Below are 24569 nucleotides of genomic sequence, written 5' to 3'. Positions count from 1 at the left end.
ATCTGGAACGACCGCGACACCGCCACCCTCCGCGACCACCGCGGCAACGTCATCGACACCGAATCCTGGGGCCGCCGCGGACACCACCACCGCGGCTGACGTACGGAAGGGCCTGCCCGCGGTGACGGCGGCGCGCGACGCGGACGTCCTTCAGCGCGTCGGGTAGTCCGTGTAGCCGCGGGCGTCGCCCCCGAAGAAGGTGGACGGGTCCGGGGTGTTGTACGGGCCTTCGGTGCGCAGGCGGTCCGGCAGGTCGGGGTTGGCGAGGAAGAGCGCACCGAAGGCGACGAGGTCGGCGGTGCCGCCCTCGACCAGCGCGAGGGCGCGGTGGTCGGTGGGGCCCTCCGTGGCCGGGTTCAGCACGAGCAGTCCGGAGAACTGCTTGCGCAGGGCGAGGGTGGTCTCCCGCACCTCGGGGCCGTACTCCAGTACGTGCAGGTAGGCCAGCCCCAGCCCGTCGATCTCCTTGACCAGCGCCTCGTAGACGGGCTGCGCGTCGGGCTCGGAGATGTCGTTGTACGGGTTGCCCGGCGAGATGCGCAGGGCCGTGCGCTCGGCGCCGATCGCGGCGGCGACCGCCTTGACCACCTCGACCGCGAAGCGGATGCGGTTCTCGGCCGGCCCGCCCCACTCGTCGGTGCGCAGGTTCGAGCCCGGGGCCAGGAACTGGTGGATCAGGTAGCCGTTCGCCCCGTGCAGCTCCACGCCGTCGAATCCCGCCTCGATGGCGTTCCGGGCGGCTGCGGCGTAGTCGGCGATGGTGGCCCGCACCTCGTCGCCGGTCAGCTCGTGGGGGGTCGTGAAGTCCTTCATGCCCTCGCCCGTGAACAGCTGGCCGGCCGGCCTGACCGCCGACGGGGCCACCGGGACCAGCCCGTCGGGCAGCAACGACGGGTGGCCGATGCGGCCGGAGTGCATCAGCTGGGCGAAGATCCGCCCGCCGGCCGCGTGGACGGAGTCGGTGACCTCGCGCCAGGCCGCGACCTGCTCGGCGCTGTGCAGGCCGGGGGTGAAGGGGTAGCCCTGTCCGACCACGGACGGCTGGACGCCCTCGCTGATGATCAGACCGGCCGAGGCGCGCTGGGTGTAGTACTCGGCGACGAGGGGGGTGGCGATTCCGCCCTCACCTGCGCGGCTGCGGGTCATCGGCGCCAGGACGATCCGGTTGGCGAGGGTGCTCCCCCCGGCCAGGCGGACGGGATCGAAAGCGCTGGTCATCTTTGCCTCCATAGATACTTGGTCGGCCAATTAATGGCTTCGGGATGCAGCGTACCCCATTAGTTGGCCGACCAAGGTAAAATCTGGGCAGCGGGTAAAATCGGCGGAGCGGACGACGGTCCGGGCGGGGACCCGCCCACCGGAACCCGTCTCACCCCACCAGGAGGAGTCGCCCCCATGACCGCGGAAGCCGCCCAGGAACCGGGCACGCCCATGCAGTGCGCGGCCGTGCCCGGCGCCGTACTGGACGGGCCGGTGAGCCACGCGATCAGCCGGGTGGCCCGGCTCCACCGGATCGCCGCGGGCCGCCTCCTTCGGGACCTCGGACTGCATCCGGGCCAGGAGTTCCTGATGATGCACTTGTGGGACAGCGGGGCCGTGCGGCAGTCCGAGCTGATCAAGGCGGTCGGGCTGGACCCGTCCACGGTGACCAAGATGCTCCAGCGGCTCGAACAGTCCGGCCATGTCCGCCGCCGCCCCGACCCGGCGGACCGGCGCGCCTCCCTGGTGGAGGCGACGGAAGCGAGCTGCGGGCTCCTCATGGCGGTCCGGGGGGCGTGGGGCGAGCTGGAGCGTCAGACCCTGGAGGGGCTGGACGGCACCGAACGCGCCGAGCTGGGCCGCCTGCTGGGCAAGGTGGAGGCGTCCCTCTGCACGACGATCGCCCGAACCGGCGACGCGGAGTGCACCACCCCGCGCAAGGGCCCGCTCGACTGCTGAGGGAAGCGCTCGCCGCCCGCACCCGGTGCGCACCGGGTGCGGGCCCGGCGTGAGCACCCAGCCCACCCGGTCCGGCCCGGCATGCCTGCCGGCGGTGCTCGCCTTAGCGTGGTTCCGTGCGCCACACCACCGCGGCCGCGGCCGTGACGGCCGCCCTGTGCGCGGCCGCACTGGCCTGCTCGACGCAGGCCGCCCCGTCGCGGGCGCCGGCCGGACCGCCCGACCCGCCGGTCCGGTTCACCGCGCGCGTCACGACCGTGCCGCAGGAGAAGCTGGGCGCCTCCCACCGGGCGGGCTGCCCGGTCCCGCCGGACCGGCTCCGGCTCGTCCGCATGACCCACTGGGGCTTCGACGGCCGCACCCACGCGGGTGAGATGGTCGTCCACGAGGACGCCGTACGCCCCCTCCTGCACGTCTTCGAGCGGGCCTTCGAGGCACGGTTCCCGATCCGCCGGATGCACGTGATGGCCGAGTACCGCGACGACGCAGACGCCATGGCCGACGACAACACGTCGGCCTTCAACTGCCGTCCCGTTACCGGCGACCCCCGGCGACTGTCCCAGCACGCCTGGGGCGACGCGGTCGACATCAACCCCGTCGAGAATCCGTACGTCGACATCAACGGGGTCGTGCACCCGCCGAACGCGCGCCCCCACCTGCGGCGGTCCCCGGCCCGTCGGGGCCAGATCCAACCCGACGACGCCGTATCCGCGGCCTTCCGCGAGGTGGGCTGGCAGTGGGGCGGCCGCTGGGCCAACCCGGACTACCAGCACTTCTCCGCCAACGGCGAGTGAGCACCGCCGGCGAGTGAGCACCGCCGGCGACCGAGACGGCCCGGCACGTCACGGCGACCCGGCACGTCACGGCGGCCCGGGTACCTCCGCGGCCCTGCCGGAACCGGCCTCCCGGGAGGGCTAGGCGGTCAGGCCGCCCCTTCCGGATCGCGCCGCGCGGCCCTGGGCGGGCAGGATCCGGAAGGGGCCGCGCACGCGCCCGGCGTTGCCGCACACTCCCGCCTCACGGCCGCCGCCCGCGGTCCCGGCCCGCCGTGCCGGAGCGGATGACCGCCACCGCGGCCGCGATCAGGCCGGCCGCGAGGAGCAGGCCGTGGGGCAGGACGGCGCCGGCGACGGCCGCGCCGAGGGCGGCGGCCAGGGCCAGGGCCAGAACGGCCCCCGGCCGGACCGGTCCCTGCCCGGGCTTGCGTCCGGAGCGCGGACGCGGGCGCCGGAGCACGGCCCGCGTGGGGTGGGTCTCGCCGCGCTGGGGCATCGCCGCTCCTCTCGTGCCCGGGCGCGCCGTCATCCGCCGGAGGGCATCACGTACGGACAACACCGTGACCTGGGTGACCCGTTGGGGCCGAGGCCGGGGCGGGAGCGCACCGGCTCCGGCACCGCGTCCCTCCCGCAACGGGAGTCTTCCTCCACCCCCACCTTCACCCGGGGCGTCGGCGCCGCACATCGGGGCCGGCACCCATCGTGGCGGCGCGCGCCTCCGTGCTGCCGCCCGTCCTCGCGGCGCCCCCGTGCGAGGCGCCCCCGTGCGTGGCGACGCGGGTCATGACCGGCTCGCCGGGACCGGTCCCGGCGGCTCGGCGCAGCGCAGGCTGTCGCCGGTCACCGGGGCGCCGTCGGCGATGTTGCGGTCGTAGGTGACGGTCCTCACCCGGACCGGATCCGTGCCGACGGCGACGTCGAAGACGGCGTCGTGACCGGGAACGGCTTCCAGCCGGGAGCCCGGCAGGGCCGCGGCGAGGGTCGCCGCGTGCTCCTCCTGGCCCGGGGCGTAGCGGACGACCGGCGGACCCGCCGGGCGTACGGGCGGTGCGGACGGGGAGGTGTCGGTGACGACGAAGCCGTTGCTGCGCAGCGCCGCCGCCACGGTGGCGTCGTCCACCCGGACCCCGATGACCGCGGGGTTGGTCGGCGCCGGGGTCTCCGCGACGGGCTGGATCCGGGTGTCACCGGTGATCGGGCGGTCGGCGCCCAGGGCTTCCCACAGTGCGGCGGACCGGGCCTCGTCCCACACGAGCGTGGACCCCACGCCCGGCACGCGGTGGTCGAAGAGGCGGATGGGGACGGTGGCGAACTCCGTACGGTCCGCACGCAGACGGCCGAGCGCCCAGCCGATGCGGATCAGGTCGCCCGGGCCCGTCCCCGCGTCGGTGCGCACGGTCTTCAGGAGGGTGTGGACCGTCCGTGCGGTGCGCACGGGGCTGGCCAGGGCGCCCTCGACGGTGAGGCGGGCCAGCAGGTCGTTGACCACGCGCTGCTGGCGGCGTACGCGGCCCAGGTCCCCGGGCCGGAGGTTGACGTGCCGGGCACGGACGTAGCGCAGGGTCCTGTTGCCGTCGGTGTGGTGGCGGCCGGCCGTGATGTCCAGGCCGGAGTTCTCGTCCTTGAGCGGCCTGTCCGTGCACACCGTCCCGCCGCCGAGGTTGTCGATGGTCCGCTCGAAGCCGGCGAAGTCGGTCTCCAGGTAGTGGTCGACGTGGAGTCCGGTGGCCTTCTCGACGGTGGCGACCGTGAGCGGGCCGCCACCGAGGGCGAACGCACCGTTGATCTTGCCGCTGCGCGGCGGCACGGCGGGGCCGGCGTATGCGACGTAGGAGTCGCGGGGGATGGAGACGACGCTCGCGCGGCGCTCGTCCTCGGACAGGTGCACGAGCATCATCACGTCGGTGCAGTTGCACCCTTTCCCGCCCACGTGGAGCCGGTTCTTCTCGGCGGTGGAGAGCCCCGCGCGGCTGTCGATGCCCACGACCAGGATGTTCGTGCCCCGTCCACCCCCTGCCCCTGCCGCTGCCGCGGCGGGGTGGGCCGATAGGGCCTGCGGGCCCACGAGGGATCCGCAGGAAAGGGCGGTCACGCAGGCGAGAGCAACAGCGAGTCGGCGCAATGCGGATCCCCCAAACGGGACGAAATGGACTCGGACCGCGACTGTAGGGGGAGCGGGCGGCGGAGCCGGAGGAGGAGCGGTCGTGTACACGCCGGTGTCACCCGCGCGGCGGGCGGCACGAGGTACCGGGGGGTCACGACGTACCGCGCGGCCATGATGTACCGGGCGGCCACGTGGCTTCCGCGACCGGGTCGGCGGAGCCGCCGCCCGTCTGCCGGCGCTCGGTGAACCAGGCCGCGACGGGCTGGGTGTAGCGGGCGGTGAGCGGCCCGACGATGACGAGGATGAGCACGTACGCGGTGGCGAGCGGGCCCAGCGCCGGTTCGATGCCGGCCGTGACGGCGAGGCCGGCGATGACGATGGAGAACTCCCCGCGGGCCACGAGCGTGCCGCCGGCCCGCCAGCGGCCCTTGACCCCGATGCCGGCCCGCTTGGCCGCCCAGTAGCCGGTGGCGATCTTCGTACCGGCGGTGACCAGTGCCAGTGCGAGGGCGGGCAGCAGGACGGGCGGGATGCTCGCCGGGTCGGTGTGCAGGCCGAAGAACACGAAGAACACGGCGGCGAACAGGTCCCGCAGCGGGCTCAGCAACGTGTGCGTGCCCTCGGCGACCTCGCCCGACAGGGCGATGCCGACCAGGAACGCGCCGACGGCGGCGGAGACCTGGAGCTGCTGGGCGATGCCCGCGACGAGCAGCGTCAGGCCGAGGACCACGAGGAGCAGCTTCTCCGGGTCGTCGCTGGAGACGAAGCGGGAGATGTGGCGCCCGTAGCGGACCGCCACGAACAGGACCGCCCCGGCGACACCGAGGGCGATGGCCAGGGTCGCGCTGCCGGCGGCGAGGCTGACCCCGGCGAGGAGGGCGGTGATGATCGGCAGGTAGACGGCCATGGCCAGGTCCTCGAGGACCAGGATGGACAGGATGACCGGCGTTTCGCGGTTGCCGAGCCGGCCCAGGTCTCCCATGACCTTGGCGATGACGCCGGAGGACGAGATCCAGGTGACGCCCGCCAGGACCACGGCGGCGACCGGCCCCCACCCCAGGAGCAGGGCCGCGGCCGCGCCGGGCAGGGCGTTGAGGGTGAAGTCGACGATCCCGGCGGGGTACTGGGTCTTGAGGTTGGAGACGAGGTCGCTGGCGGTGTACTCCAGACCCAGCATCAGCAGGAGCAGGATGACGCCGATCTCGGCGCCGATGGCGACGAACTCCTCGCTCGCGCCCAGCGGGAGGAGGCCGCCCGTGCCGAAGGCCAGCCCCGCGAGCAGGTACAGGGGTATGGGCGAGAACTTCAGGCGGCCCGCGACCCGGCCCAGCAGGCCCAGTCCGAGGATGATCGCTCCGAACTCGATGAGGAAGACGGCAGAGTGCACGCGATCACTCCCTGCCGAGGATCGTCGCGGCGGCGTCGACGCCCTCGCGGGTGCCGATCAGGATGAGGGTGTCACCGCCGGCGAGGCGGAAGTCCGGGGCCGGGGAGGGGCGGGCCTCGGCCCGCCGCAGCACCGCCACGACCGATACGCCGGTCTCGGTGCGCATCCTGGTCTCGCCCAGCACGCGGCCGTTCCAGTGCGAGTGCGCGGAGAGCTCTACGCGCTCGGCGACCAGGCCCAGATCGGTGGTGTGCAGGAGGTTCGGGCTGTGGTGCGCCGGCATCAGCGCGTCGATCAGCGAAGCAGTCTCGGCTCCCGTCAGGTGCAGCGACTCGGCGCAGGCGTCCGGGTCGTCGGCCCGGTACAGGCTGACGGTGCGGGTGCCGTCCCGGTGCGCGATGACCGACAGGTTGCGGTGTTCGCGCGTGGCGAGGTCGTACTGGACGCCGATGCCGGGCAGTGGCGTCGTACGCATCCGTGGAGCAGGCACAGCCCATCCCCCTCGTGTTGTGAGCCTTGTGACGGTGGTGCGGCACGCGACGGATCCGGGGAGTCCTGGCGATACGGGTGATCGGAGTGATCCGAGTGGTCCGGACCGTCCAAGCATGCGGAATCCGCGCGGCCGGGTTCATGCTGCCATGTTTCGCAGGGCCGGAATATGGGTGTCGGCACGGATGGACAGCGGCCCGCACCACTGGTGAGGATTGAGGCGGTAGTGGGTTCTGTCGCAGGTCAGGGCATGCAGAGGCAGCCCGGGTCGGGGAGCATGGACGGGATGGGACGGGGATGGGAGGCAGCGGGCCGGAAAGGGCCGTGGCCATGTCGTTGTACTGGCGGATCTTCCGGCTGCACGCCGCCGTGCTCGTCGTCGCGGTCCTGCCGCTGTTGGGTCCGGTCACCGTGTCGACCCCGTGTCCTTGACGTCAACGTCCAGGGCGGCCTGCCCGGCAGCATGACGTCCACCACCGGCGACCTGGACCATGGCCGCCTTCGGCAGCTGACGGGCCGGCCTACCGTTCCCTCAACTCGCCTTGCCGAGGTCGCCGTTCGTACCTCACAGCGCAGCAGCCCACCGTGGGACAACAGCACAAAGAGCACCACAACAGCACGAACACCTCCCCCTTCTCATAAAAAAGTACCTGTCGACTGGTTTTCTTTCAGGTCACCCGATTACATTGACGACACACCGGAGAGGACACCGCACCGCACCGACAGCGACCGGGAAGGACGACCACGTGGCGAGGGCCAGACAGGAACGGGCCGAGATCACCCGTCAGTCCATCCTCGACGGCGCTGCCATCGCGTTCGACGACTGCGGGTTCGAGGGCACCAGCCTCAGCGACGTCGTCAAGCACGCCGGAGTCACCAAGGGAGCCCTCTACTTCCACTTCCCGTCCAAGCAGGCGCTCGCCCGCACGCTGATGGACGAGCAGTTCCAGGTCTCGGACCACCTTCCGGCGATCGAGAACCCGGGACTGCAGACCGCCATCGACCTGACGCACCAGATGGCACACGGTCTGCGCACCAACGTCCGCGTCCGCGCCGGCATCCGCCTGGTCATCGAGTTCGGCTCCTTCACCCACCCCGACCCGACCCCCTACGACGCCTGGATCGACACCTGCCGTTCCTGCCTGACCCCGGCTCAGCAGGCCGGTGACATCCACCCCGCGCTGGATGTCAACGCCCTCTCGGGGCTCCTCGTCGGAGCGTTCACGGGGATCCAGGTCACCTCGCACGTCCGCACGCGCCGCCAGGACCTCCACACCCGCATCGCGGACCTGTGGAGCTTCCTGCTCCCCAGCATCGTCCCCGCGAACCGGCTGGACCGCTTCCACCCCATGGGCACCCCGCAGTCGTACGGCTCCCCCACCGACTGACCGCACCGCACCGCACCAGGGCGGCCTCGCTCACGCCGTGGCGAACCACGGGGGTGCTCGCCACGGCGTGATCGAGACCGCCCTGCCCGACCTCTCGAACAGGGGTCCACGGGACAATCCTGTCAGGCCCCTACGGGCGTTTCGGCGTGCGCGACCGGACCGCCATCGGCAACCGTGGACCCGCCGCAGGCACCCACCGGACCCGCCGACGTCTCCGAGGAGGCACCCCGTGAACTGGACCATCGAAGTCGTACCCGTCCCCGTCACCGACATGGACCGCGCGAAGGACTTCTACGCCGAGAAGATCGGATTCACCGTCGACCTCGACGACGAGGTCGCCCCCGGGGTGCGCATCATCCAGCTGACGCCGCCCGGCTCCCGGTGCTCCATCGCCCTGCTCCAGGGCATGCCCACGCCGCCCGACACGAAGGTCATGGCACCGGGCACCCTGCACGGCCTGCAGATGTGCGTCACCGACATCGACGCCGCCCACGCGACGCTGACCGGGCGCGGCGTGGCCGTCTCCCCCGTCCGCCACGTCGGCGAGTCGGGCTGGGAGGACGGCAAGGGCGGCACCTGGAACTCCTTCCTGTCCTTCAACGATCCCGACGGCAACGGCTGGATGGTCCAGGAGGCCCCCTCCGACCTGAGCGAACGCTGACCCCGCACCCGCCCCGCCGGTCGGTCGGTCGGTCGAGTACTCTCGCGGCGACCAAGGGCCCATGAGCCCGAAGGAGATCGACGCGCTTCGGCGGGCCGGGCACGACACCGGTCACTCCCGCGTTCGCCGAACAGTTGGTACGGGCCCTGGGTGACGGGATGCGGGCCCCGGAGGCCCTTCCGCGCGATGACGAGTTGTGGCGCGGCTGGGCCAACGATCGCGCCACGACCCTCAAACCGGGGACGCTTTCACCACCGAACGGCTGCCCCTCGATCCCACGGACCGCGCGGCTCGCTGGGCGCTCGTGGCCCTGGCCCTCGCCCACGGCGCCAACGACGGCGGAATGGCCCTGCTGGGGCCCGAGGCTGCCGCCGATCCGGCCTCGTGGCGGATGCGTTGCCGATAGCCGACTGGGTCGGGCAGGAGATCGGCCTCGACCTGGTGCCCGCCGTGCGTGCGGCGTGTGCAGGGGCCGGCCCCGACGCCCTGACGGCACTGGCGCGCACGGAGCAAGCGGCGGCGGCACGGGCCGCGTTGCGCGTGCTGCGAACGTCCGCCCCGCTCCCCGGCCATTGCCAGGAACCACGAGCAGCCGTCCGACGGTGACACGATCCGCCGGGCAGGGACCTGGCGGCCTCCGTCGGGTCAGGCGGGGGCTACGAGGGCGAGCAGCGCGCGGATCTCGCCGACCCGGGGGTGGCTGGGGTGGAGGCAGGGGTCGATCGGTCGAGGTTCAGCCATGCGCCGGAGACCCGGGCGCGGTTGACCGGCCACCCCGAGGACCGTTGCGAAGCCGCGCGAATTTCACGCGACACCCGCGGCCGCCCTCGCGATCATGGCTCGATGACCTCGAAGACGGACCATCTCCGCCTGAACATCGTCTGCCCGCCACCCGACGAGGGCGGCATGGAAGTCCGCCCGATCGTCAATGGCCGGGATCTACTGTCCGACCTGTCGTCCCGTGGCGGGCGAGGCGGCCCCCGGTACGTGGGAGCAGGCCCCCGGCACCTGTTGGGCCGCGCCGGTCCGTTGCATGCCACTACGGCGCCCCACGAGGTTCTTGTCGCCCTATCGGGGTGCGGCGTGGAGGAGTGCTGTGGCGCTCTGTACGTGACGGTCACGCGTGACGGGGAGCACGTCGTCTGGGCGGGCTGGCGCGACCCGGCCCATCAGGGCCTCGACCTGCCGGAGCTTCGGTTCGGCACGGACCAGTACGAGGCCGCGGTCGTCCGGGCCTGCGAGGACCGCAGTTGGCAGTGGCCGGCAGGAGAGGTCGCCCAGCTGCTCGAGGAGAGGCTGAGGGAACGCGGGGACTGGCTGGTCAGGTGGGACTGCGAGCTGGAAGACGTTTGGGCCGCTCGCGCAGAACCCGATCGAATCCACCTCGTTCTGAGGCACCCCCGTGACCGCGCCGATACGAAGCTGCCCTGGATCCAGTTCGGGATGACCCTCCCGATCTCCGCAGACGGCCCGTCGGGGCAGGCCGAGCACCTTGAAGCGTGGCTGACCGCGCGCGATCCGCGTGCCGTCGCAGAGGTCTGGGGAGGTACGGCCGACGCCGAGCGACTGGGGTACCCACGGCCGACGCATCCGCTGTTCATGGGACCGGCAGAAGACGGCGAGCTCAGGCCCGTCCCACCCTTGGACTCCTGCTCGCAACCGCCATCCCAGTGAAAAGCGTGACCGTGCGCGGTGGGGAACCACATAGGGCTCATGCGCGCAGCCCGGCGAGGGAGCCGGTCATGGCTCCATGCAGCGTTGTCCCCCGCGTGATCGAACCGGAGGAACGATGGACATCGTACGGATCATGGAAACGCTGGCTGAGCAGGGAGTAACCGTCACCATCAAGGCGGATGCCGAACGGCGGGAGGCGTTGTCGCCGGTGGCGCCCCGGGACCTGCCCAGGCCCGCAGGCCGAGGGGAAGCGGGAGCCCCGCGGAGCGTCGGCGACCGACGACAACGCGGCGGACCGCGGTGGTCATCGACCACTGCTCGGCAGAGCGGACCAAGTCGTCCGGCGACGCCGTGGCGAGGGCCTCGATCAGGGTGTCTGTGAGGCTGACCATGAACGACGGGCCGCCCTCCGACGCGGACAGCAGGTGACCGGCGCACGAGGCGGCGGAGTCGAGCGGCAGGCCCGCAGGTCGGGGGCGACCGGGCCATCAGCGGCCGGTCCGGTCGCCAGTCGCCAGTTCCCAGTTCCCGGTCGCCGGTCGCCGGTCGCCGGTCGCAAGTTTCCTGTCGCCGGTCGCCGTTTTCCGGTCGTCGGTCGCCTGACGACGGTCCTGGCCATCCATCAGTTCGCCCCCGCGGGCCGGGGTGCGCCCTGGGGTTCGGCGGGGTGGGGTTGCAACCAGCCACGGATGGCGGCCTGGACTCCGGCCTGGAAGCGGGTGTCGGCGTCGAGTTCCTCCAGCATGCGGGTGATCCGACGGCGGGCGGTGTGCACGTGTACGCCGAGCCGGCGGGCGATGGTCTCGTCCTTCAGACCGGAAGCGAGCAGCCCGAGGAGTTCCCGCTGCTCCGCGCTGAGGGGGCTGACGGGGCTGCCGACGGGGGTGGCGCGTGCCCACAGGGACTCGAACAGCGGTAGTGCGGCGCGGTGCAGCAGGGAGTCGCCGAAGACCAGGGCCGCTCCTTCGGTTCCTTCGCTTCCTTCGGCTCCTTCGCCGTCCGAGGGCGCTGGGGGCAGCAGGCAGGTGCGCCGGTCCACGAGGACCAGGCCGGTGGGCAGGCGCTGTCCGATCCGGGCCTGGAGGCCGAGTCGGGTGAGGGCGATCAGTTCTCGGGCCCGTTCGGGGAAGTCGGTACCGCGCCGATCGGTGACGGTCCGTACGGTCACGCCACGGGCCAGCAGACGGCGTATGCGGCCGGCGCCCGCTTCCCCCGCCTCGCCGGCCTCCCCCGCTCCCCCGGACCGGGACGTCGTCAGCGCGCTGCGGTCGAGGACGAGGACTTCCGTCTCGGCGGAGTCGAGCATGGTGCCGAGGCGCGCTTCGACGGCTTCGGCGCCGGTGAGGACCTCTACGCCGGTCGGGGGCCTGGGGGGTAAGACGGGCGGCGGTGGTAGCTCGTGGGCCAGCCGGTCGGCGTAGGTGCGCAGGGACCTCAGCTCCGCAGATTCGCGGTGCAGGAGCGCCTGTCGGCGCTGGATGAGGACGCGCAGTACGGCGGCCGGATCAACGGCCGGGTCGACGGCCGGGCCGGGGGCCGGGTCGACGGCCGGGCCGACGACTGGGGCGGTGGCCGGGCCTGCGGTCGTGCGGATCGTCGCCCTGCTGTCTTCCTGCATGCGGGCCGGAGTCCGGTCGTACGGGTCGGTTTCGATCATGCCGGGGATTTTGACCGCCTTCACAGGGCCCCCACAACTGTGCATGGCCACTTCTGAGGGGGCCCCGGCTCTGGTCGCGAGCCGCCCGCGGCGCTTGCATGGCGGCGACTCACAGCAACGCATCAGGCACTCATGGTTGAGGAGACCCCTTGCCCAAGTTCAGCGCAGGTTCGTCGGCTCCGACCCCGACCGCACGACGGATATGGCGGAAAGAGCTCCGATCCGCTGGAGGAATCGCGGTTCTGCTGGCCGCCGCGATGACCTTGCAGGCCTCGCCGGCGTGGGCCGCGGACCCCGGCCCCTCGAACGTCCTGCCCGGCCAGGACACCGCGACCCCGGTGCTCGTCGAGGGCATACGGGAGCCGGTGGACGCCAAGGCCGCCCCGGCCGACGCGGCCCGCAAACACCTGGCGGCGAACAAGAGCCGTTACAAGATCCCTCGGGCGGGCAGCGACCTCGCCACCCTGTCGGCGACAGCCACCGGGGCCAAGGACGAGACCGTCCGGCTGCAGCAGAAGCACCGCGGAGTCGACGTCCTGGGCGGCCAGTACGTCGTGCGCATGCAGAAGCAGGACGGCAAGCGCGTGGTCACCGGCACTTCGGGGCACTACTTCACGGCCCTGAAGACCGACGTCACCCCCCAGGTCGCCGAGGACGTGGCGGTGCGCCGGGCGGTCGCCGCCACGGCCCGCCGACTGGGGGCCGCCCTCGACAAGGGCCAGGCGCCCCGGTCGGAGTCGGGCGACCCGGCGGCCACCGGCATGACCGGTGAGGCCAAGGGCCTCGTCGTCCTGCCCAAGGGCGGCGGCGTACTCGCCTACCGCGTCACCGTGCGCGGAACCGCCCCCGGCACCGGCGCACCGGTCGTGGACGAGGTGTACGTGGACGCCCGCTCGGGCTACCCGGCACTGCAGTACAGCGCGCTGAAGACGCTGACTGCCCCGAAGGCCGCCACGGGGACGGCCGGGCGGGCCACGGAGGGGGCGACGGCGGACGGGCCGCCCGCCGCTCCTGCGAACCTGGTCCCGGAGACCGGGTCCGGTGCCCGGCTCGGTGGCGCCACGGCCTCCTTGGACATCGCCTACGACCCCGCGGCGGGGAACTACCTCCTTGCGGACGCGGGCCGGATGCGCGCCACGTCCAAGAGCCTGCTGTCCACGTGGGACGCCCGGGGCAAGTCGGTGTCGGAGACAGCGGGCCGATGGCCCTCCGGCATCACGATGTTCTCCTCCCCGAACACCACCTTCGGCGGGGCGGCTACGGATTCGGGAGCCGTGGACGCCCACTGGAACGCGGGCCAGGTCTACGACTACTACAAGAAGAACTTCGGGCGCGACAGCCTCGACGGGGGCGGCGGGGCCGTCAACTCCCTGGTCGGCGTGACCTATTACGGCCTGCCCTACGCCAACGCGTTCTGGGACGGCACCAAGATGGTCTACGGCAACGGCGACGACGAGTTCAAGCCGATGTCCGCCGACACCGACGTCGTGGGCCACGAGATGACCCACGGGGTCATCGAGCACACGGCGAACCTGGTCTACGCGGGCCAGTCCGGCGCCCTGAACGAGGCCCTGGCCGACTACTTCGGCAACGCGATCGACGTCACCGCGAGCGGCACGCCGATGGGCGATCCGGCTGCCGGCCTGATCGGTGAGGACCTGTGCCGCACGAAGGCGGCCGCCGACTGCGCGCTGCGTGACCTCAACGACGGGGCCACCACGTCGAAGAGCTTCCTGGGCGTGTCGTTCGCCACCGACAACGGCGGAGTGCACCTGAACTCCACGATCTTCTCCGGCGCGCTGTGGGACATGCGCGAGGACCTGGGCGGGGAACTCGCCGACAAGATCGTCTACAAGGCCGTCACCGAGTACATGACGCCGATCGACGGCTTCACCGAGGCCCGGGGCGCGGTGCTCGCCGCGGCCAAGGCGCTGGGCGCGACTTCCGCACAGCAGAACACCGTCAAGCGGTCCTTCAACGCCCACGGCATCGTCCCGGGCTGGGAGCAGGCCCTCGGCGTCGACAGCGACACCCTCTTCGGGACGCTGAACACCTCGGACTCCGGTGTGGGTGCGGGCGGCGGCTGGTGGACGGCCTCGAAGTCCAATGACGACGGCTCCGAGCCCTACTCGGTCTACGCCGGCCGGCTCGACGGCAAGGGCGCGCCGAAGGTGATCAGCCCCAACGACGGCCGCTACCACACCGCCCCGGCGACGGACGGCAAGACGGTGGTGTGGACGGCGTACGGCCCGACCTCGGTCGACGTGCTCTCCCGTCCGGTGGCGGGCGGTCCGGTCAAGACGCTCTACAGCTCGACGACGGGCGTCGCGGGCCTGCGGGTGGAGAAGAACACGGTCGTGTTCGAGGAGTACGACATCTTCGGCGGCCGGCACGTCGGCTACATGCGGCCCACCGACAAGGCGCCGGTCTTCACCGACGGCAAGAAGTGGAACACCCTGACCGCACTGCCCTCCATCAGCGACAACAAGATCGCCTACGCGAAGCTCTACTCGCAGGGCGGCTCGTACCGCCTGGGCGTGGAGGTGGTCGACCTGGCCACCGGCAAGGCGGTCCTGACCGAGCAGCTGGACGAACCGGTGAGCCTGGGCCAGACCGGCATCAACGGAAAGAACGTGTTCTGGCTGGCGGACACCGACGAGAGCGACGGCGGTCTCGTGTCGGTCGTCAGTTCCGGCCTGGACGGCCGCGGCGCCTTCATCGTCAGCAGCGAGCACAAGCCGGGCGCTTTCGTCGCCTCCGACCTGACGGTCTCGCAGGACGCACTGACCCTGGTCGCCCGGACGCCCGGCACGCGCTACCGCAACGAGTCGCTGCCGAAGCTGTGGCAGCTGACCACCGACGGCTCCCGCCGCGAGCGGGTGTCCTGCAACCGCGGTGAGCAGAACTACCCGGCGGCCGGCGCGGGCCGCCAGGTCGCCTGGCTGGACGCGACGACCGGATCCACCGACCTGGTGGTCCGGGAACGCCCGGCAGGCACCTGCTGATCCCACCGCTGAGTGACGGGGCCGACGGCTGCAGCCGTCGGCCCCGTCCGCGCGTCGGGCCCTGGTGTGACGGACGAGGTCGGACTTCGAGGGGAGATCCGGCTGCCGTGCGGGCGCCGCGTCGACCAGCGTGCACGTTCTTCGGGGCTCGGCTCCCTCCGCGGCCCCTCCGGTGACGTGGCGGCGCGCGGCACCATGGCCGTGGTCGGCGGCGACGCGATCGCCGATCACCTCGAGACGGACGCGGCGCACCGTCGACGCGGCCTGGGGCGCGCCGTGATGGGCGCCCTGGTGGAGGTGGCCGTGTCCGGGGGCGCCCGGACCGGTCTGCTCATCGCGAGCGGGGAAGGCCCGGCGCCTGTACTCGTCCCTCGGCCGGCGCCACGAGGCGGACGTCGTGATCGCCGGGCGGCAGGCGGTTTCCTGACTGGCCGGAGACGGACCATGTGAGGGGTCTGCGGCTGCCTCGTACCGGCCGGCCTCACGCGTCGCGGGAGTCGATGTCCTCCATGAAGGCCAGCATCCTGGCGTTGACCAGGTCGGGGTGGTCGATCTGCGGTCCGTGGCCGGTGGCCGCGACGATCTCGGCGCGGGCTCCGGGGACGACGCGCGGCACGCGCTCCAGCTGCCGCTGCGGGTGCACGAGCAGGCTGCGCTTGCCCATGATGAGGTAGAACGGCGTCCGGATGGAGCCCAGTTCCGCGTCCGACAGCGGCAGCGGGGCGGGGCGGCGGATCCGGAAGGCCCGGACACCGGCCTGGATCATCGCTCGGAGCTCGGGGACGACGATCACCGGCTGCTCCAGCCACTTGGCGAGGCGGGGGCGCCACGCCTTGGGGGCGTAGGTGGCGAAGAGGCTGGCGAAGATCCAGACGAAGAAGCGCAGTCCCACCTTCTCCAGGCCGCCCGGGTCGAGGGCGGTGACCGAGGCGAGCCGCCCGGGCCGGCGGTGGACCTGGTTGATGACCAGCCAGCCGCCGTACGAGGAACCGACCAGGTGGACCTTGTCCAGGCCGAGCGCGTCGAGGGCTTCGTCCAGCCACTGGGCCGCGCGCTCGGGCTGCCACATGGGCTCGCGGTGGACGCTGCGGCCGGGGTCGCCGGGGGTGTCGAGGGCGTAGACGGGGCGTTCGGCGCTGAGGGCGCGGGTGTTGGGGTACCACTGCGCGGAACAGCCCCCCGACCCGTGTATCAGGACCACGGGCGTGCGGGACTCGGCCGCGGGCTTTGTGGGGCCGTAGCGGTAGACGTGCGTGGTGCCGAAGCTCGTCTCCACATCGGTCTCGGAGCTGGCGGGTGCGCCGAGCGCGTAGACGGCGTCGCAAGCGGCGAAGTACCGGTCTCGCAGCGCGTCGTTCACGTAGTGGCCGATGTCGCGGCTGACGCGGGTCGGGGTCGTGGTCTGGGGCGCGGGCACGGGTACCTCCTGGAGATCCATTTTTCGTAATACGAACGTACCATAAAAATGGTACGGCGGTATCATGAAAGGGGCCGGGGCGGCCGGACCCCACCTCAGCGATGCAGCACCGACGGGCGGAGACAGGACACATGCCGAAGCGCGTGGACCACGAGGAGCGGCGGACGCAGATCGCCGAGGCGCTCGTCCGGGTCGCCGGACGGCGAGGACTGCACGCCGTCGGCATGCGGGACGTGGCGGCCGAGGCCGGCGTGTCACTGCGGCTCGTGCAGTACTACTTCCAGACCAAGGAGAAGCTGCTCTTCTACGGGCTCCAGCACCTCACCGACCGCTTTTCCGCCCGTGTGGGGGCCCGCCTGAGCGCCGTCGGCCCGGATCCCGGCCCGCGCGCGACCATCGAGGCGATCCTGCTGGCCTCCCTGCCCACCGACGAGGAGAGCCGCACCTTCCATCTCCTCTACAGCTCCTACTCGATCCTGTCCGTGACGGACGACGCCCTCGCCGCGCAGCCGTTCATCGACAAGCCGGACGCCGCCGAGGACGCCCTGACGGGCCTGATCCGGCAGGCGCAGGAGGCGGGCCTGGCCGATCCGGACGCCGACGCGCGCACGGAGGCGATCAGCCTCCTCGCGATGACGGCGACGATGGGCACCAGCATCCTCGTGGGCCAGCGCCGGCCGGAATCGGCCATCGCGGTACTCCACCACCACCTGGACCGCATCTTCACCCCTGAGCGGCCCCCCGCACCGAACGAACCGCCGCCCGCCGGGAGGGACCGGCCGACGGAGGGGGTTGAACTCTGAACTCCGGGCTTCGATCCCCTCGGCGTGCCGGATTCGGCGGCGTTCAGGTCATGTTGAAGTACGGCAACGGACCGGCCGGCTGGTCCGCCGTCACCCGACGGACGACCGCGATGGCCAGGATCGAGCACAGCAGGCCGATGCCGTGGTCCATCGGGGTGTGGAAGTCCGTGTGGTGCAGGACCAGATGGTGGACCGCCACCGAGAGCGGGCCGTCGCACAGCCAGACGACCCACCAGGCGTTGATCAGCCAGGCGTCGCGGGGCGCGCCGCCGGCGCGGCGGATGTCGAGCGTGATGCGCCGGGGCAGCCACCACATGGCGAGCGGGATGATCCAGGCGCCGACGGCGAAGGCCGGGGTGTACCGGTGACTTCCGGGAGCGAGCACCTCGGCATTGCACCGCACCCGGTGGAACCAGAACAGGAAGGTGATCCAGCACGTCACCTGAAGAACGCCGATCCAGGCCAGACCGTCTCGGACCAGGGGGGAATCGGCTCCACCGGTCAGCATGACGTAGATGTCGACCAGGCCCGACGTGCCGATGCAGGCCTGGGCGACGACCGCCGGACCCGCCGGGTTGCGGAAGAGGTACCGCGGTCCCCTCAAGGCCGCTTCCCCCACGGGCACGTTGTACTGGTTCACTGCACTCCCCCGGACGGCACGTTCGGCCGGCAGCATGCGGGCCTCGCCGAACCTCCCGCACCGTACCCGCTTCCCAGGGCGCCGGTCGGTTTCGGTCTGCACAGTCTCATGGCGGGCGAGGTAACACCGGGCACAGCACTCGGCGGTGGCGCCCGTGTTCGGGTGCTGAGGACGGTCCGCGTCCCCCGCATCGGGCCGGGCCGGGGCCGCGAGTCCGTCCTGATCGGGTGTGCGCTGACAAGGCGTACGGCTCCGCAAGAACCGCGCTTACCTGCGTCGCCGGGGGATACGACAAGCCGGCGGTCCGCTACGAGGCGACCGTCCTCATAGCGGCCATCGGCGAACGGCTGTGACCAGCACACATCAAGCGCGTCCACGACAAGCCCGCAGGCGTGGAGGTGCTCTCACTCCACGGCAGCATCGAGGAGGATCTGCGCCAGCTCGCGCGGCTGGGAGAACATCGGCCAATGGCCGGTGTCCATCGTGACCAGCCGCCAGCGCTTGCTGTTCAGCAGCTCGGCCACATCTTCGTCGGGCTCGGCGTCGTCCGGCTCGGCCCCCGGCATCACGCACAGGATGTATGTCGCCGGAAGTTCACCGAGCGACCCCGCCAGCACAGCGGGCTCGGTCAGCGTGGCACCTGGGTGAGGCGTCGAGCCACGCACGAGGCGTGCGATCTGCTCATCGGTGAGACCTTCACCGTCGTAATGAGCAGCCGGCGCGAGCGGCCAGAACCCTCCGTTCTCGGCGATCGATGCCTCCACTGCCGCCCCGCCGTCCGGCCACGCGGAGACAAACGACTCGCCGTCAGTGGGAACACTCGAGTCGACGAACACCACGCGGGCCAGTCGGTCACCGATCCGCTCCGCGGCCTGACCGACCGGGATGCCCGCGTAGCTGTGACCCACCAGGACCACGTCACGCAGACCCTGGCGTTCCACCTCGGCAACGATGTCCTGGACATGAGTCGCCTGCCCCGCCGGTACACCCCGCTTGTCAGCGAGACCGGACAGCGTCAACGGATGGACGCCGTGGCCGGCCGCACGCAGATACGGCACGACCTCGCCCCACGCCCACGCCCCGAGCCGTGCACCTGCAACCAGCACGAAATTCACCATGCCCGCACCGTAGCCGGGCAGCCTGACGATCTCCCAGAAAATATTTTCGATGCAGCCCTAGGAGGGCTCGGCAGCCCGCAACAGGTCCGCCGGAAGGTACGGGGACTCGACGCGGATGGCCCAGCCACGGCGGCGGGCGCGGCGTTCTCGACGCGCTCGGACGCCGGGCGCCTCACGCACCTTCGTCGTCATGGCCGCCACGGCGGGCGTGGTCCCCGCGCCCCGGCAGCATCTCCTGGATCTTGGCCTTGAAGCCTTGGCGGATCATGCCCGTACGGTCACTGTCGCCCTTGAGGATCGAGGCGGCCGCGGCCTCGATCTGGTCGAGATCGGCGTGCGGTGGGATCGGGGGGACGGCGGGGTCGGTGCGGAAGTCGATGACGAAGGGACGGTCCGCGGCCAGGGCCTCCTTCCACGCGGAGTCGACATCGGCCGGCCTTTCCACCCGCAGGCCGCCCAGCCCGATGGAGCGCGCGAAGCCGGCGTAGGGGACGTCGGGCAGTGCCTGGGAGGGAAGGAACTGGGGTGCGCCGGACATCGCGCGCATCTCCCAGGTGACCTGGTTGAGGTCCTGGTTGTTGAGCACCGCCACCACCAGCCGTGGGTCCGCCCACTCCTGGTGGTACTTCGCGGCGGTGATGAGCTCGGCCAGTCCGTTCATCTGCATGGCTCCGTCGCCGACGATCGCCACCGCCGGGCGGTCGGGGTGGGCGAACTTGGCGCCGATGGCGTACGGCACCCCGGGGCCCATGGTGGCCAGGGTCCCCGACAGCGAGCCGCGCATGGTCCCCCGTATCCGCAGGTGCCGCGCGTACCAGTTCGCCGCGGAGCCGGAGTCGGCGGCGAGCATCACGTCGTCGGGCAGCAGCGCGTCGAGGGCGTGCACGACGTATTCGGGGTTGATGGGGTCGGCGTCGACCCGGGCGCGCCGTTCCATGACCTGCCACCAGCGCGCCGTGTCCTTCTCGATCTTCTTGCGCCAGGATCCGTGCTTCTTGCGCTTCAGCTGGGGCAGCAGCGCCTTCAGCGTCTGCTCGGCGTCCCCGACGAGGTTGACCTCGAAGGGGTAGCGCAGGCCGACCATGAAGGGGTCGATGTCGATCTGCACGGCGCGGGCCTGCTCGAACTCGGGGAGGAACTGGGTGTACGGGAAGCTGGAGCCCACGACCAGGAGGGTGTCGCAGTCCCGCATCATCTCGTAGGACGGGCGGGTGCCCAGGAGCCCGATCGAGCCGGTGACGTACGGGAGGTCGTCGGGCAGGGCGTCCTTGCCGAGCAGCGCCTTGGCCACTCCGGCGCTCAGAACGTCCGCCAGCGCCTCGACCTCGGGCCGGGCGTGGCGTGCGCCCTGGCCGATCAGAACGGCGACCTTCTTGCCCTCGTTGAGAACGGCAGCGGCCCGTGCCAGGTCGGCGTCGGCGGGCACGGGCGCGTAGGCCGGACTGCCGAGGCTGGAGGGAACCATCTTGAAGGCGTGCGTGGGCGGGGCGTAGTCCAGCTCCTGGACGTCGGCGGGCACGATGAGCGCGGTCACGGTGCGTCTGGCGTATGCGGTGCGCATCGCCCGGTCGATGACGTTCGGCAGCTGTTCAGGGACGGTGATCATTTCGCAGTAGTCCGAGGCCACGTCCTGGTAGAGGCTGAGCAGGTCGACCTCCTGCTGGTAGGAGCCCCCGATGGCGCTGCGGTTGGTCTGGCCCACGATCGCGACGACCGGCACGTGGTCGAGCTTGGCGTCGTACAGGCCGTTGAGCAGGTGGATGGCACCGGGGCCGGAGGTCGCCACGCAGACGCCCACGCGGCCCGAGAACTTGGCGTATCCGACCGCTTCGAAGGCGGACATCTCCTCGTGGCGCGACTGGACGAACCGGGGCTCGTCGTCCGCGCGGCCCCATGCGGCCAGCAAGCCGTTGATTCCGTCGCCGGGATAGGCGAAGACGTGCTCCACACCCCACTCGCGCAGGCGCTGGAGGATGAAGTCGGAGACCTTGATCGACATGATGCTCCTTCTCTGGGGGCGGGTGCGTGAGCCTCGTGGGGAGCGGGTGCGTGAGCGGTCGGGCCGTTCGGCCGCAGGCGTCGCCCCGGAGCCCCGGAGCCCCGGAGCCCCGGAGCCCCGGAGTACGAGGCAGTAGCCGGCCGCGGCGAGAGGGGCGCCGACCGCTCGCGCCAGCGCCGGCCAGCCGTACGATGTGTTGCCGTCGTCCCGCCCGTGCCCGGTGAGCAGTGGCCGGAAGGCCCCGGTTTCGGAACCTCCAGGCCGCACGTCGGCAGCTTCCGGTTCGGTTCGCCCAGCACGATGCCCGGCTCGCCGACGCACGTACGCCGTTGCGTGTCGCCCGGCTTCGCAACGCCACAGCCGACAGGCCGGCCTCGCGCGACCGCAGCTCGTACATGGCGCCTAACCGCTGCGCCGGAGCGGAAACGCGCCACGTGAACTTTCGTCCCCCGCTCAGCGGACGCGAGGTACGCAGGGGCGCGCCGTGCGGTACCGGGGCGGAGACCCGCAGCGAGCCGATCGGGGACCCTGCGGGTGGGGCGGCCCGGGGGTCAAGTGGCCGGCCGGTATCCGCGGGGGGCAGGTGCTTGATCGGGCCGGTGGTCCGGCGCATCTGCGCAGCGTCAGGGATCGCTTTCGCCCGGGCCCCAGCCGGCTTCGACGGCACGGGCCGCGGGCGTGCAGCGTGAGCATGTCGCCCGCCCCGCCGTTCGCGGGGCGGGCGGGGTTGCGACAGTGCGCGGATGGATGTCGACACGTTCCGGGCGCTGCTGACTGACGAGGGCCAGGAGGTCCTGGCCGCCGTACGCGACTGCGATCCGGCCACGTGTCATCGACGTCCTGCAGCGAGCCGCACCGGACGGCAGCGATGGCAGCGACGGCACGCAGGTGTGCGTGCCGTCGCTGCCGTGGGCGCTGGACACCGTCCGCGGGATGGGGACGGGCGCGATCCGGCTGAGCCCTGAACTCCTTTACGGGAGCATGCCCGAGGGCTGCGGGGCCGACGAGGCCGAGTGGATCTCCTGGTAGGGCGAGGTGCAGGAGGCCGTCCTGTGGTGGTGGTACGGCGAGATGAACCCCGCCGTACGGGTTCCTCGCCGGGCCGGCAACAGTGTTCCTGACCCGGGTGGCCGGGGAGCCGACGCTGCTTCTCGTCCGTCCCGTGGGGAACCCCAGGACGTCCCTCAGCACGACGCGCACCTGCACGTCACGGATGCCGGAGTGCTCCCTGCGGAGGATCAGGACGAGCGCCTCTGATCCGTGAAGCGGTTACGGCCAGCCTTGCTTCACCTTGGCGGGCGCGGTGTTCCAGCTCTTGGGTATGAAGGTGATGATGTAGGTTCCGCGGTCGAAGTCCGTGTAGCCGGAGGACCAGCTGCGGAACTTGCTCTCGTACACCTGCATGGGTCCCATTCCGCCTTCCGGTGAGTGGTAGTGGTTGGCGTGGGTCCATACGGTGTTGTCAGGGTTCGTTTCTTTTTGGTCCCCGAACCAGCCGTAGTCGAAGTTGACATAGCTCTCACCGGGCTTGGCGGGGCTGCGTGAGGTGTTCCTGTCCGCCGACATGTCGACGAGGCCCGTGCTCTGGTCGGGGCGGAAGGCCTCGGGGTCGCCGAACTTCCTCTTTTCGGAGGAGCTCCGGGGGTCCTGCCCGCTCCAGAAATGCTTCGAGTAGATGACGGCCTTCATCTTGGACGGGTCGTGGTTGCCCCCGTTCCTGTCCTTGAAGGATGGAGTGTTCCTCAGAGCCGAGTAGAAGTTCGAGCGGCTGTCTTCGCCGGCGAGAGCGTCGTTGTTCTTAGTGAGCTCTGCCTTGAGACCGGTCAGGTAGGCACTCTCGTCGTGGGCGCTTTCCAGGGCCTTGTTGATGACGGATGCCACCTCACGGGCCCGGTTGAACCCCTTGGCCTCGTCGAAGCTCTGCTTGACGACGCGCCCCTCGAACTCGGCCCGCGTCTCGCCCGGCCGGGGGCTGGAGTTCTCCAGAGCGTCCCTGTGCTTGTTCTCGTCGAAGGACGCGAAGGCCAGCTTGTTCGTCGGGTAGGGGCCCGAGTTGACCCAGGTGACGCCGACGCACCCGTAGGACAGCTGCTCTCGCTGCTGTTCGGTCATCTGCCGCACTTGTCCGTCGCGGTGGCTGTAGGCCTGCTGCCATTTGCGTATGTAGTTGCTGATGCCGGTAGTGGCCCTGTCTCCATGGGCCCGGTATGCGTCGGGCATGCGGTCCAGGGGTTCGGCAGGGGGAGTCACCCTGCCACCGGCCGCGGCGGAGGCCCTGAGGGACTCGGTGGCGCTCGGCGGGGCATCGCCCACGGGCTTGCCCGGCCGGCCCAGTTCCAGGGCCTTCTCGTTCAGTGTGTTGATGAGCCTGATGTCATCCGCTGTCAGGCCGTTCCTTTCGGCATAGGAACCCTTCCCGTCGCCGGTGCCGCCGGCTGCCGCACTGACGGACGGCGTGAGACCAGCGGTACACAGCACTATGCCCGCTGTGGTAAGGGCGAGAAATCCGGAACGTTTGTACATGAAAGTCTGAGATTCCTTTGCAGTGAAAATTGACATGCCGGCACACGGAACGCCTGTGTGACGGCAAGAAGGGAGCCGAAGAATTCAACGGCCCGCGGGTTCCGCCTCGGTCCGTTCAGCCCCGAGTCGGCTGCATCCCGCATCGGGCCGCGTTGTTTGCGCCGCGCGTCAGCCGGGCGGACGGAGCTCCGTTCTCCGTCTCACGGCAGGGGATTTGCTGCTCATTTCTCGACTCCCGAATGGACAGTCAGGCTGCGCGAGAAGTGATCATGTCCTGACCCCGATTCCCCGACAACACTGCGGCCTCAGAATCGGCCAGCTGTCCAAGGGGGCGGTATTCGGTCATGCGGACCGGGCCTGCCTTCCACCGGTACGTGCAGCGGCAGCTTTCTCCCGCTTCCTGCCGCACGCTCCGCGGCCCGACCCCGGCACAGGGTTCCTCGAGAGTCCCGTGGAGTGGTCTGTGGCCGCGCTCAGCCGGGTCGAGGAACGTCATGCGCCGACGGCAATAGGGGGCGGAAGCTCCGGCCGACACGCCCCGGGAGTTCCCCTTCGGCGTGCCCGCTGCCCGCCGGGAGGACCGCTGAATCCTCGCCACTCTCCCCTGCGGTCCTCGGTCGGCCGGCCACCCGGACCCGCCCTGTCATGAGCCGTCGTCTTCTGCAGAACGGCTGACAAAGCCCTCTCCCCGCGGGCAACGGGGAGGGAGCCGCGGCTGACGTGGGCGGCACACAGGTCGAGTCGGCAGAGCGCGGAGCCACTGTGGGACGGACCGGGAAGACCGGGCCCGCCGCCAGTACGCCTAACGCCTGCCGGCCACCTGACCTGCCATCCGCCTCCGGCGGGCCCGGCGTGGCTGCCCGGCCTCAAGAGCCTGATCGCCATCGCCTTAGACCGTGTCCTATGTGGTGAGGCGGTCGTGGAAGTTGCCATGGGGCGGGGTACGTGGAGTTGGATTGTTCCGGACGGGCTGTGGGAGATCGCGGAGCC

20 protein-coding genes are annotated in these 24569 nt (G+C 71.3%); 9 read left to right on the top strand and 11 right to left on the bottom strand.

Going from position 1 to position 24569, the window contains the following annotated elements; all coding sequences use genetic code 11:
• Window positions 1-150: 150 nt before the first annotated feature.
• A complete protein-coding gene (locus tag IH80_RS0135100) occupies window positions 151-1218 on the bottom strand; it encodes an alkene reductase (RefSeq protein WP_030965848.1) in 1068 nt (355 codons plus the stop codon).
• A 177-nt stretch (window positions 1219-1395) separates the two neighbouring features.
• Between IH80_RS0135100 and IH80_RS0135095 the strand changes: the two genes are divergently transcribed.
• Both IH80_RS0135095 and IH80_RS0135090 read left to right on the top strand, forming a co-directional pair.
• Window positions 1396-1938, top strand: coding sequence for a MarR family winged helix-turn-helix transcriptional regulator (locus IH80_RS0135095; protein ID WP_063757371.1), 543 nt, complete (start codon window positions 1396-1398; stop codon window positions 1936-1938).
• A 116-nt stretch (window positions 1939-2054) separates the two neighbouring features.
• A complete protein-coding gene (locus tag IH80_RS0135090; RefSeq protein ID WP_234432484.1) occupies window positions 2055-2732 on the top strand; it encodes a M15 family metallopeptidase in 678 nt (225 codons plus the stop codon).
• Between the two features lie 223 nt (window positions 2733-2955).
• Here the strand turns inward: IH80_RS0135090 and IH80_RS0135085 are convergent, their stop codons facing one another.
• The 4 genes from IH80_RS0135085 to IH80_RS0135070 form a co-directional block, all read right to left on the bottom strand.
• Window positions 2956-3210: a hypothetical protein gene (locus IH80_RS0135085; protein WP_030965844.1), complete on the bottom strand. Its 255-nt coding sequence runs from the start codon at window positions 3208-3210 to the stop codon at window positions 2956-2958.
• 285 nt (window positions 3211-3495) lie between these two features.
• Window positions 3496-4698, bottom strand: a complete 1203-nt coding sequence (locus IH80_RS0135080) for an LCP family protein (protein ID WP_234432483.1) — start codon at window positions 4696-4698, stop codon at window positions 3496-3498.
• A 271-nt stretch (window positions 4699-4969) separates the two neighbouring features.
• Complete coding sequence (locus IH80_RS0135075) at window positions 4970-6205, bottom strand: cation:proton antiporter (protein ID WP_051810271.1); 1236 nt, start codon at window positions 6203-6205, stop codon at window positions 4970-4972.
• Window positions 6206-6209: 4 nt separating this feature from the next.
• Window positions 6210-6695, bottom strand: a complete 486-nt coding sequence (locus IH80_RS0135070) for a cation:proton antiporter regulatory subunit (RefSeq protein ID WP_199819354.1) — start codon at window positions 6693-6695, stop codon at window positions 6210-6212.
• Between the two features lie 745 nt (window positions 6696-7440).
• Between IH80_RS0135070 and IH80_RS0135060 the strand changes: the two genes are divergently transcribed.
• The 3 genes from IH80_RS0135060 to IH80_RS41245 all read left to right on the top strand — a co-directional run bounded on the left by IH80_RS0135060 (window position 7441) and on the right by IH80_RS41245 (window position 10417).
• Window positions 7441-8082: a ScbR family autoregulator-binding transcription factor gene (locus IH80_RS0135060; protein WP_030965840.1), complete on the top strand. Its 642-nt coding sequence runs from the start codon at window positions 7441-7443 to the stop codon at window positions 8080-8082.
• Window positions 8083-8311: 229 nt separating this feature from the next.
• Window positions 8312-8743: a VOC family protein gene (locus IH80_RS0135055; RefSeq protein ID WP_030965839.1), complete on the top strand. Its 432-nt coding sequence runs from the start codon at window positions 8312-8314 to the stop codon at window positions 8741-8743.
• An 843-nt stretch (window positions 8744-9586) separates the two neighbouring features.
• The gene (locus IH80_RS41245) at window positions 9587-10417 is read left to right on the top strand and encodes a hypothetical protein (RefSeq protein ID WP_199819353.1); all 831 of its coding nucleotides are present in this window, start codon (window positions 9587-9589) and stop codon (window positions 10415-10417) included.
• A 622-nt stretch (window positions 10418-11039) separates the two neighbouring features.
• Here IH80_RS41245 and IH80_RS0135040 read toward each other — a convergent pair.
• Window positions 11040-12074 carry a helix-turn-helix transcriptional regulator gene (locus tag IH80_RS0135040; RefSeq protein ID WP_158943774.1) on the bottom strand — a complete coding sequence of 345 codons (1035 nt, stop codon included), beginning with the start codon at window positions 12072-12074 and terminating at the stop codon, window positions 11040-11042.
• 257 nt (window positions 12075-12331) lie between these two features.
• Between IH80_RS0135040 and IH80_RS0135035 the strand changes: the two genes are divergently transcribed.
• A complete protein-coding gene (locus tag IH80_RS0135035) occupies window positions 12332-15079 on the top strand; it encodes a M4 family metallopeptidase (RefSeq protein ID WP_078906899.1) in 2748 nt (915 codons plus the stop codon).
• Window positions 15080-15560: 481 nt separating this feature from the next.
• On the opposite strand, the gene IH80_RS0135030 is transcribed toward IH80_RS0135035, so the two are convergent.
• Window positions 15561-16496, bottom strand: coding sequence for an alpha/beta fold hydrolase (locus IH80_RS0135030; RefSeq protein ID WP_234432482.1), 936 nt, complete (start codon window positions 16494-16496; stop codon window positions 15561-15563).
• Window positions 16497-16627: 131 nt separating this feature from the next.
• Between IH80_RS0135030 and IH80_RS0135025 the strand changes: the two genes are divergently transcribed.
• Window positions 16628-17299, top strand: coding sequence for a TetR/AcrR family transcriptional regulator (locus IH80_RS0135025; RefSeq protein WP_051810269.1), 672 nt, complete (start codon window positions 16628-16630; stop codon window positions 17297-17299).
• A gap of 43 nt (window positions 17300-17342) precedes the next feature.
• Here IH80_RS0135025 and IH80_RS41240 read toward each other — a convergent pair whose 3' ends face one another.
• Window positions 17343-17903: a DUF4328 domain-containing protein gene (locus tag IH80_RS41240; protein ID WP_158943772.1), complete on the bottom strand. Its 561-nt coding sequence runs from the start codon at window positions 17901-17903 to the stop codon at window positions 17343-17345.
• Window positions 17904-18166: 263 nt separating this feature from the next.
• Here IH80_RS41240 and IH80_RS47545 point away from each other — a divergent pair, with 263 nt between their 5' ends.
• A complete protein-coding gene (locus tag IH80_RS47545; protein ID WP_420708905.1) occupies window positions 18167-18292 on the top strand; it encodes a hypothetical protein in 126 nt (41 codons plus the stop codon).
• Between the two features lie 51 nt (window positions 18293-18343).
• On the opposite strand, the gene IH80_RS0135015 is transcribed toward IH80_RS47545, so the two are convergent.
• Together IH80_RS0135015 and IH80_RS0135010 are read right to left on the bottom strand one after the other, a co-directional pair.
• Entirely contained in the window at window positions 18344-19057 is a 714-nt protein-coding gene (locus IH80_RS0135015; protein ID WP_030965830.1) for an alpha/beta fold hydrolase, read from the bottom strand.
• Window positions 19058-19229: 172 nt separating this feature from the next.
• Complete coding sequence (locus IH80_RS0135010) at window positions 19230-21056, bottom strand: thiamine pyrophosphate-requiring protein (RefSeq protein ID WP_199819352.1); 1827 nt, start codon at window positions 21054-21056, stop codon at window positions 19230-19232.
• A gap of 894 nt (window positions 21057-21950) precedes the next feature.
• Between IH80_RS0135010 and IH80_RS47005 the strand changes: the two genes are divergently transcribed.
• The gene (locus IH80_RS47005; protein ID WP_267883539.1) at window positions 21951-22085 is read left to right on the top strand and encodes a hypothetical protein; all 135 of its coding nucleotides are present in this window, start codon (window positions 21951-21953) and stop codon (window positions 22083-22085) included.
• A gap of 240 nt (window positions 22086-22325) precedes the next feature.
• On the opposite strand, the gene IH80_RS0135000 is transcribed toward IH80_RS47005, so the two are convergent.
• The gene (locus tag IH80_RS0135000) at window positions 22326-23579 is read right to left on the bottom strand and encodes a protein-glutamine gamma-glutamyltransferase (protein WP_030965827.1); all 1254 of its coding nucleotides are present in this window, start codon (window positions 23577-23579) and stop codon (window positions 22326-22328) included.
• Window positions 23580-24569: the final 990 nt, after the last annotated feature.

Source organism: Streptomyces sp. NRRL S-378, from assembly GCF_000720645.1.
Lineage (GTDB): Bacteria > Actinomycetota > Actinomycetes > Streptomycetales > Streptomycetaceae > Streptomyces.
This window is presented reverse-complemented; position numbering and strand designations above follow the sequence as displayed.

Bases quoted from the DNA above. Each gene is read 5' to 3' on its own strand.
- IH80_RS0135010 (WP_199819352.1), bottom strand. From the start codon at position 21,056: ATGTCGATCAAGGTCTCCGACTTCATCCTCCAGCGCCTGCGCGAGTGG.
- IH80_RS0135085 (WP_030965844.1), bottom strand. From the start codon at position 3,210: ATGCCCCAGCGCGGCGAGACCCACCCCACGCGGGCCGTGCTCCGGCGC.
- IH80_RS0135100 (WP_030965848.1), bottom strand. From the start codon at position 1,218: ATGACCAGCGCTTTCGATCCCGTCCGCCTGGCCGGGGGGAGCACCCTC.
- IH80_RS0135095 (WP_063757371.1), top strand. From the start codon at position 1,396: ATGACCGCGGAAGCCGCCCAGGAACCGGGCACGCCCATGCAGTGCGCG.
- IH80_RS0135035 (WP_078906899.1), top strand. From the start codon at position 12,332: ATGACCTTGCAGGCCTCGCCGGCGTGGGCCGCGGACCCCGGCCCCTCG.
- IH80_RS0135000 (WP_030965827.1), bottom strand. From the start codon at position 23,579: ATGTACAAACGTTCCGGATTTCTCGCCCTTACCACAGCGGGCATAGTG.
- IH80_RS0135040 (WP_158943774.1), bottom strand. From the start codon at position 12,074: ATGATCGAAACCGACCCGTACGACCGGACTCCGGCCCGCATGCAGGAA.
- IH80_RS0135015 (WP_030965830.1), bottom strand. From the start codon at position 19,057: ATGGTGAATTTCGTGCTGGTTGCAGGTGCACGGCTCGGGGCGTGGGCG.
- IH80_RS0135025 (WP_051810269.1), top strand. From the start codon at position 16,628: ATGCCGAAGCGCGTGGACCACGAGGAGCGGCGGACGCAGATCGCCGAG.
- IH80_RS41245 (WP_199819353.1), top strand. From the start codon at position 9,587: ATGACCTCGAAGACGGACCATCTCCGCCTGAACATCGTCTGCCCGCCA.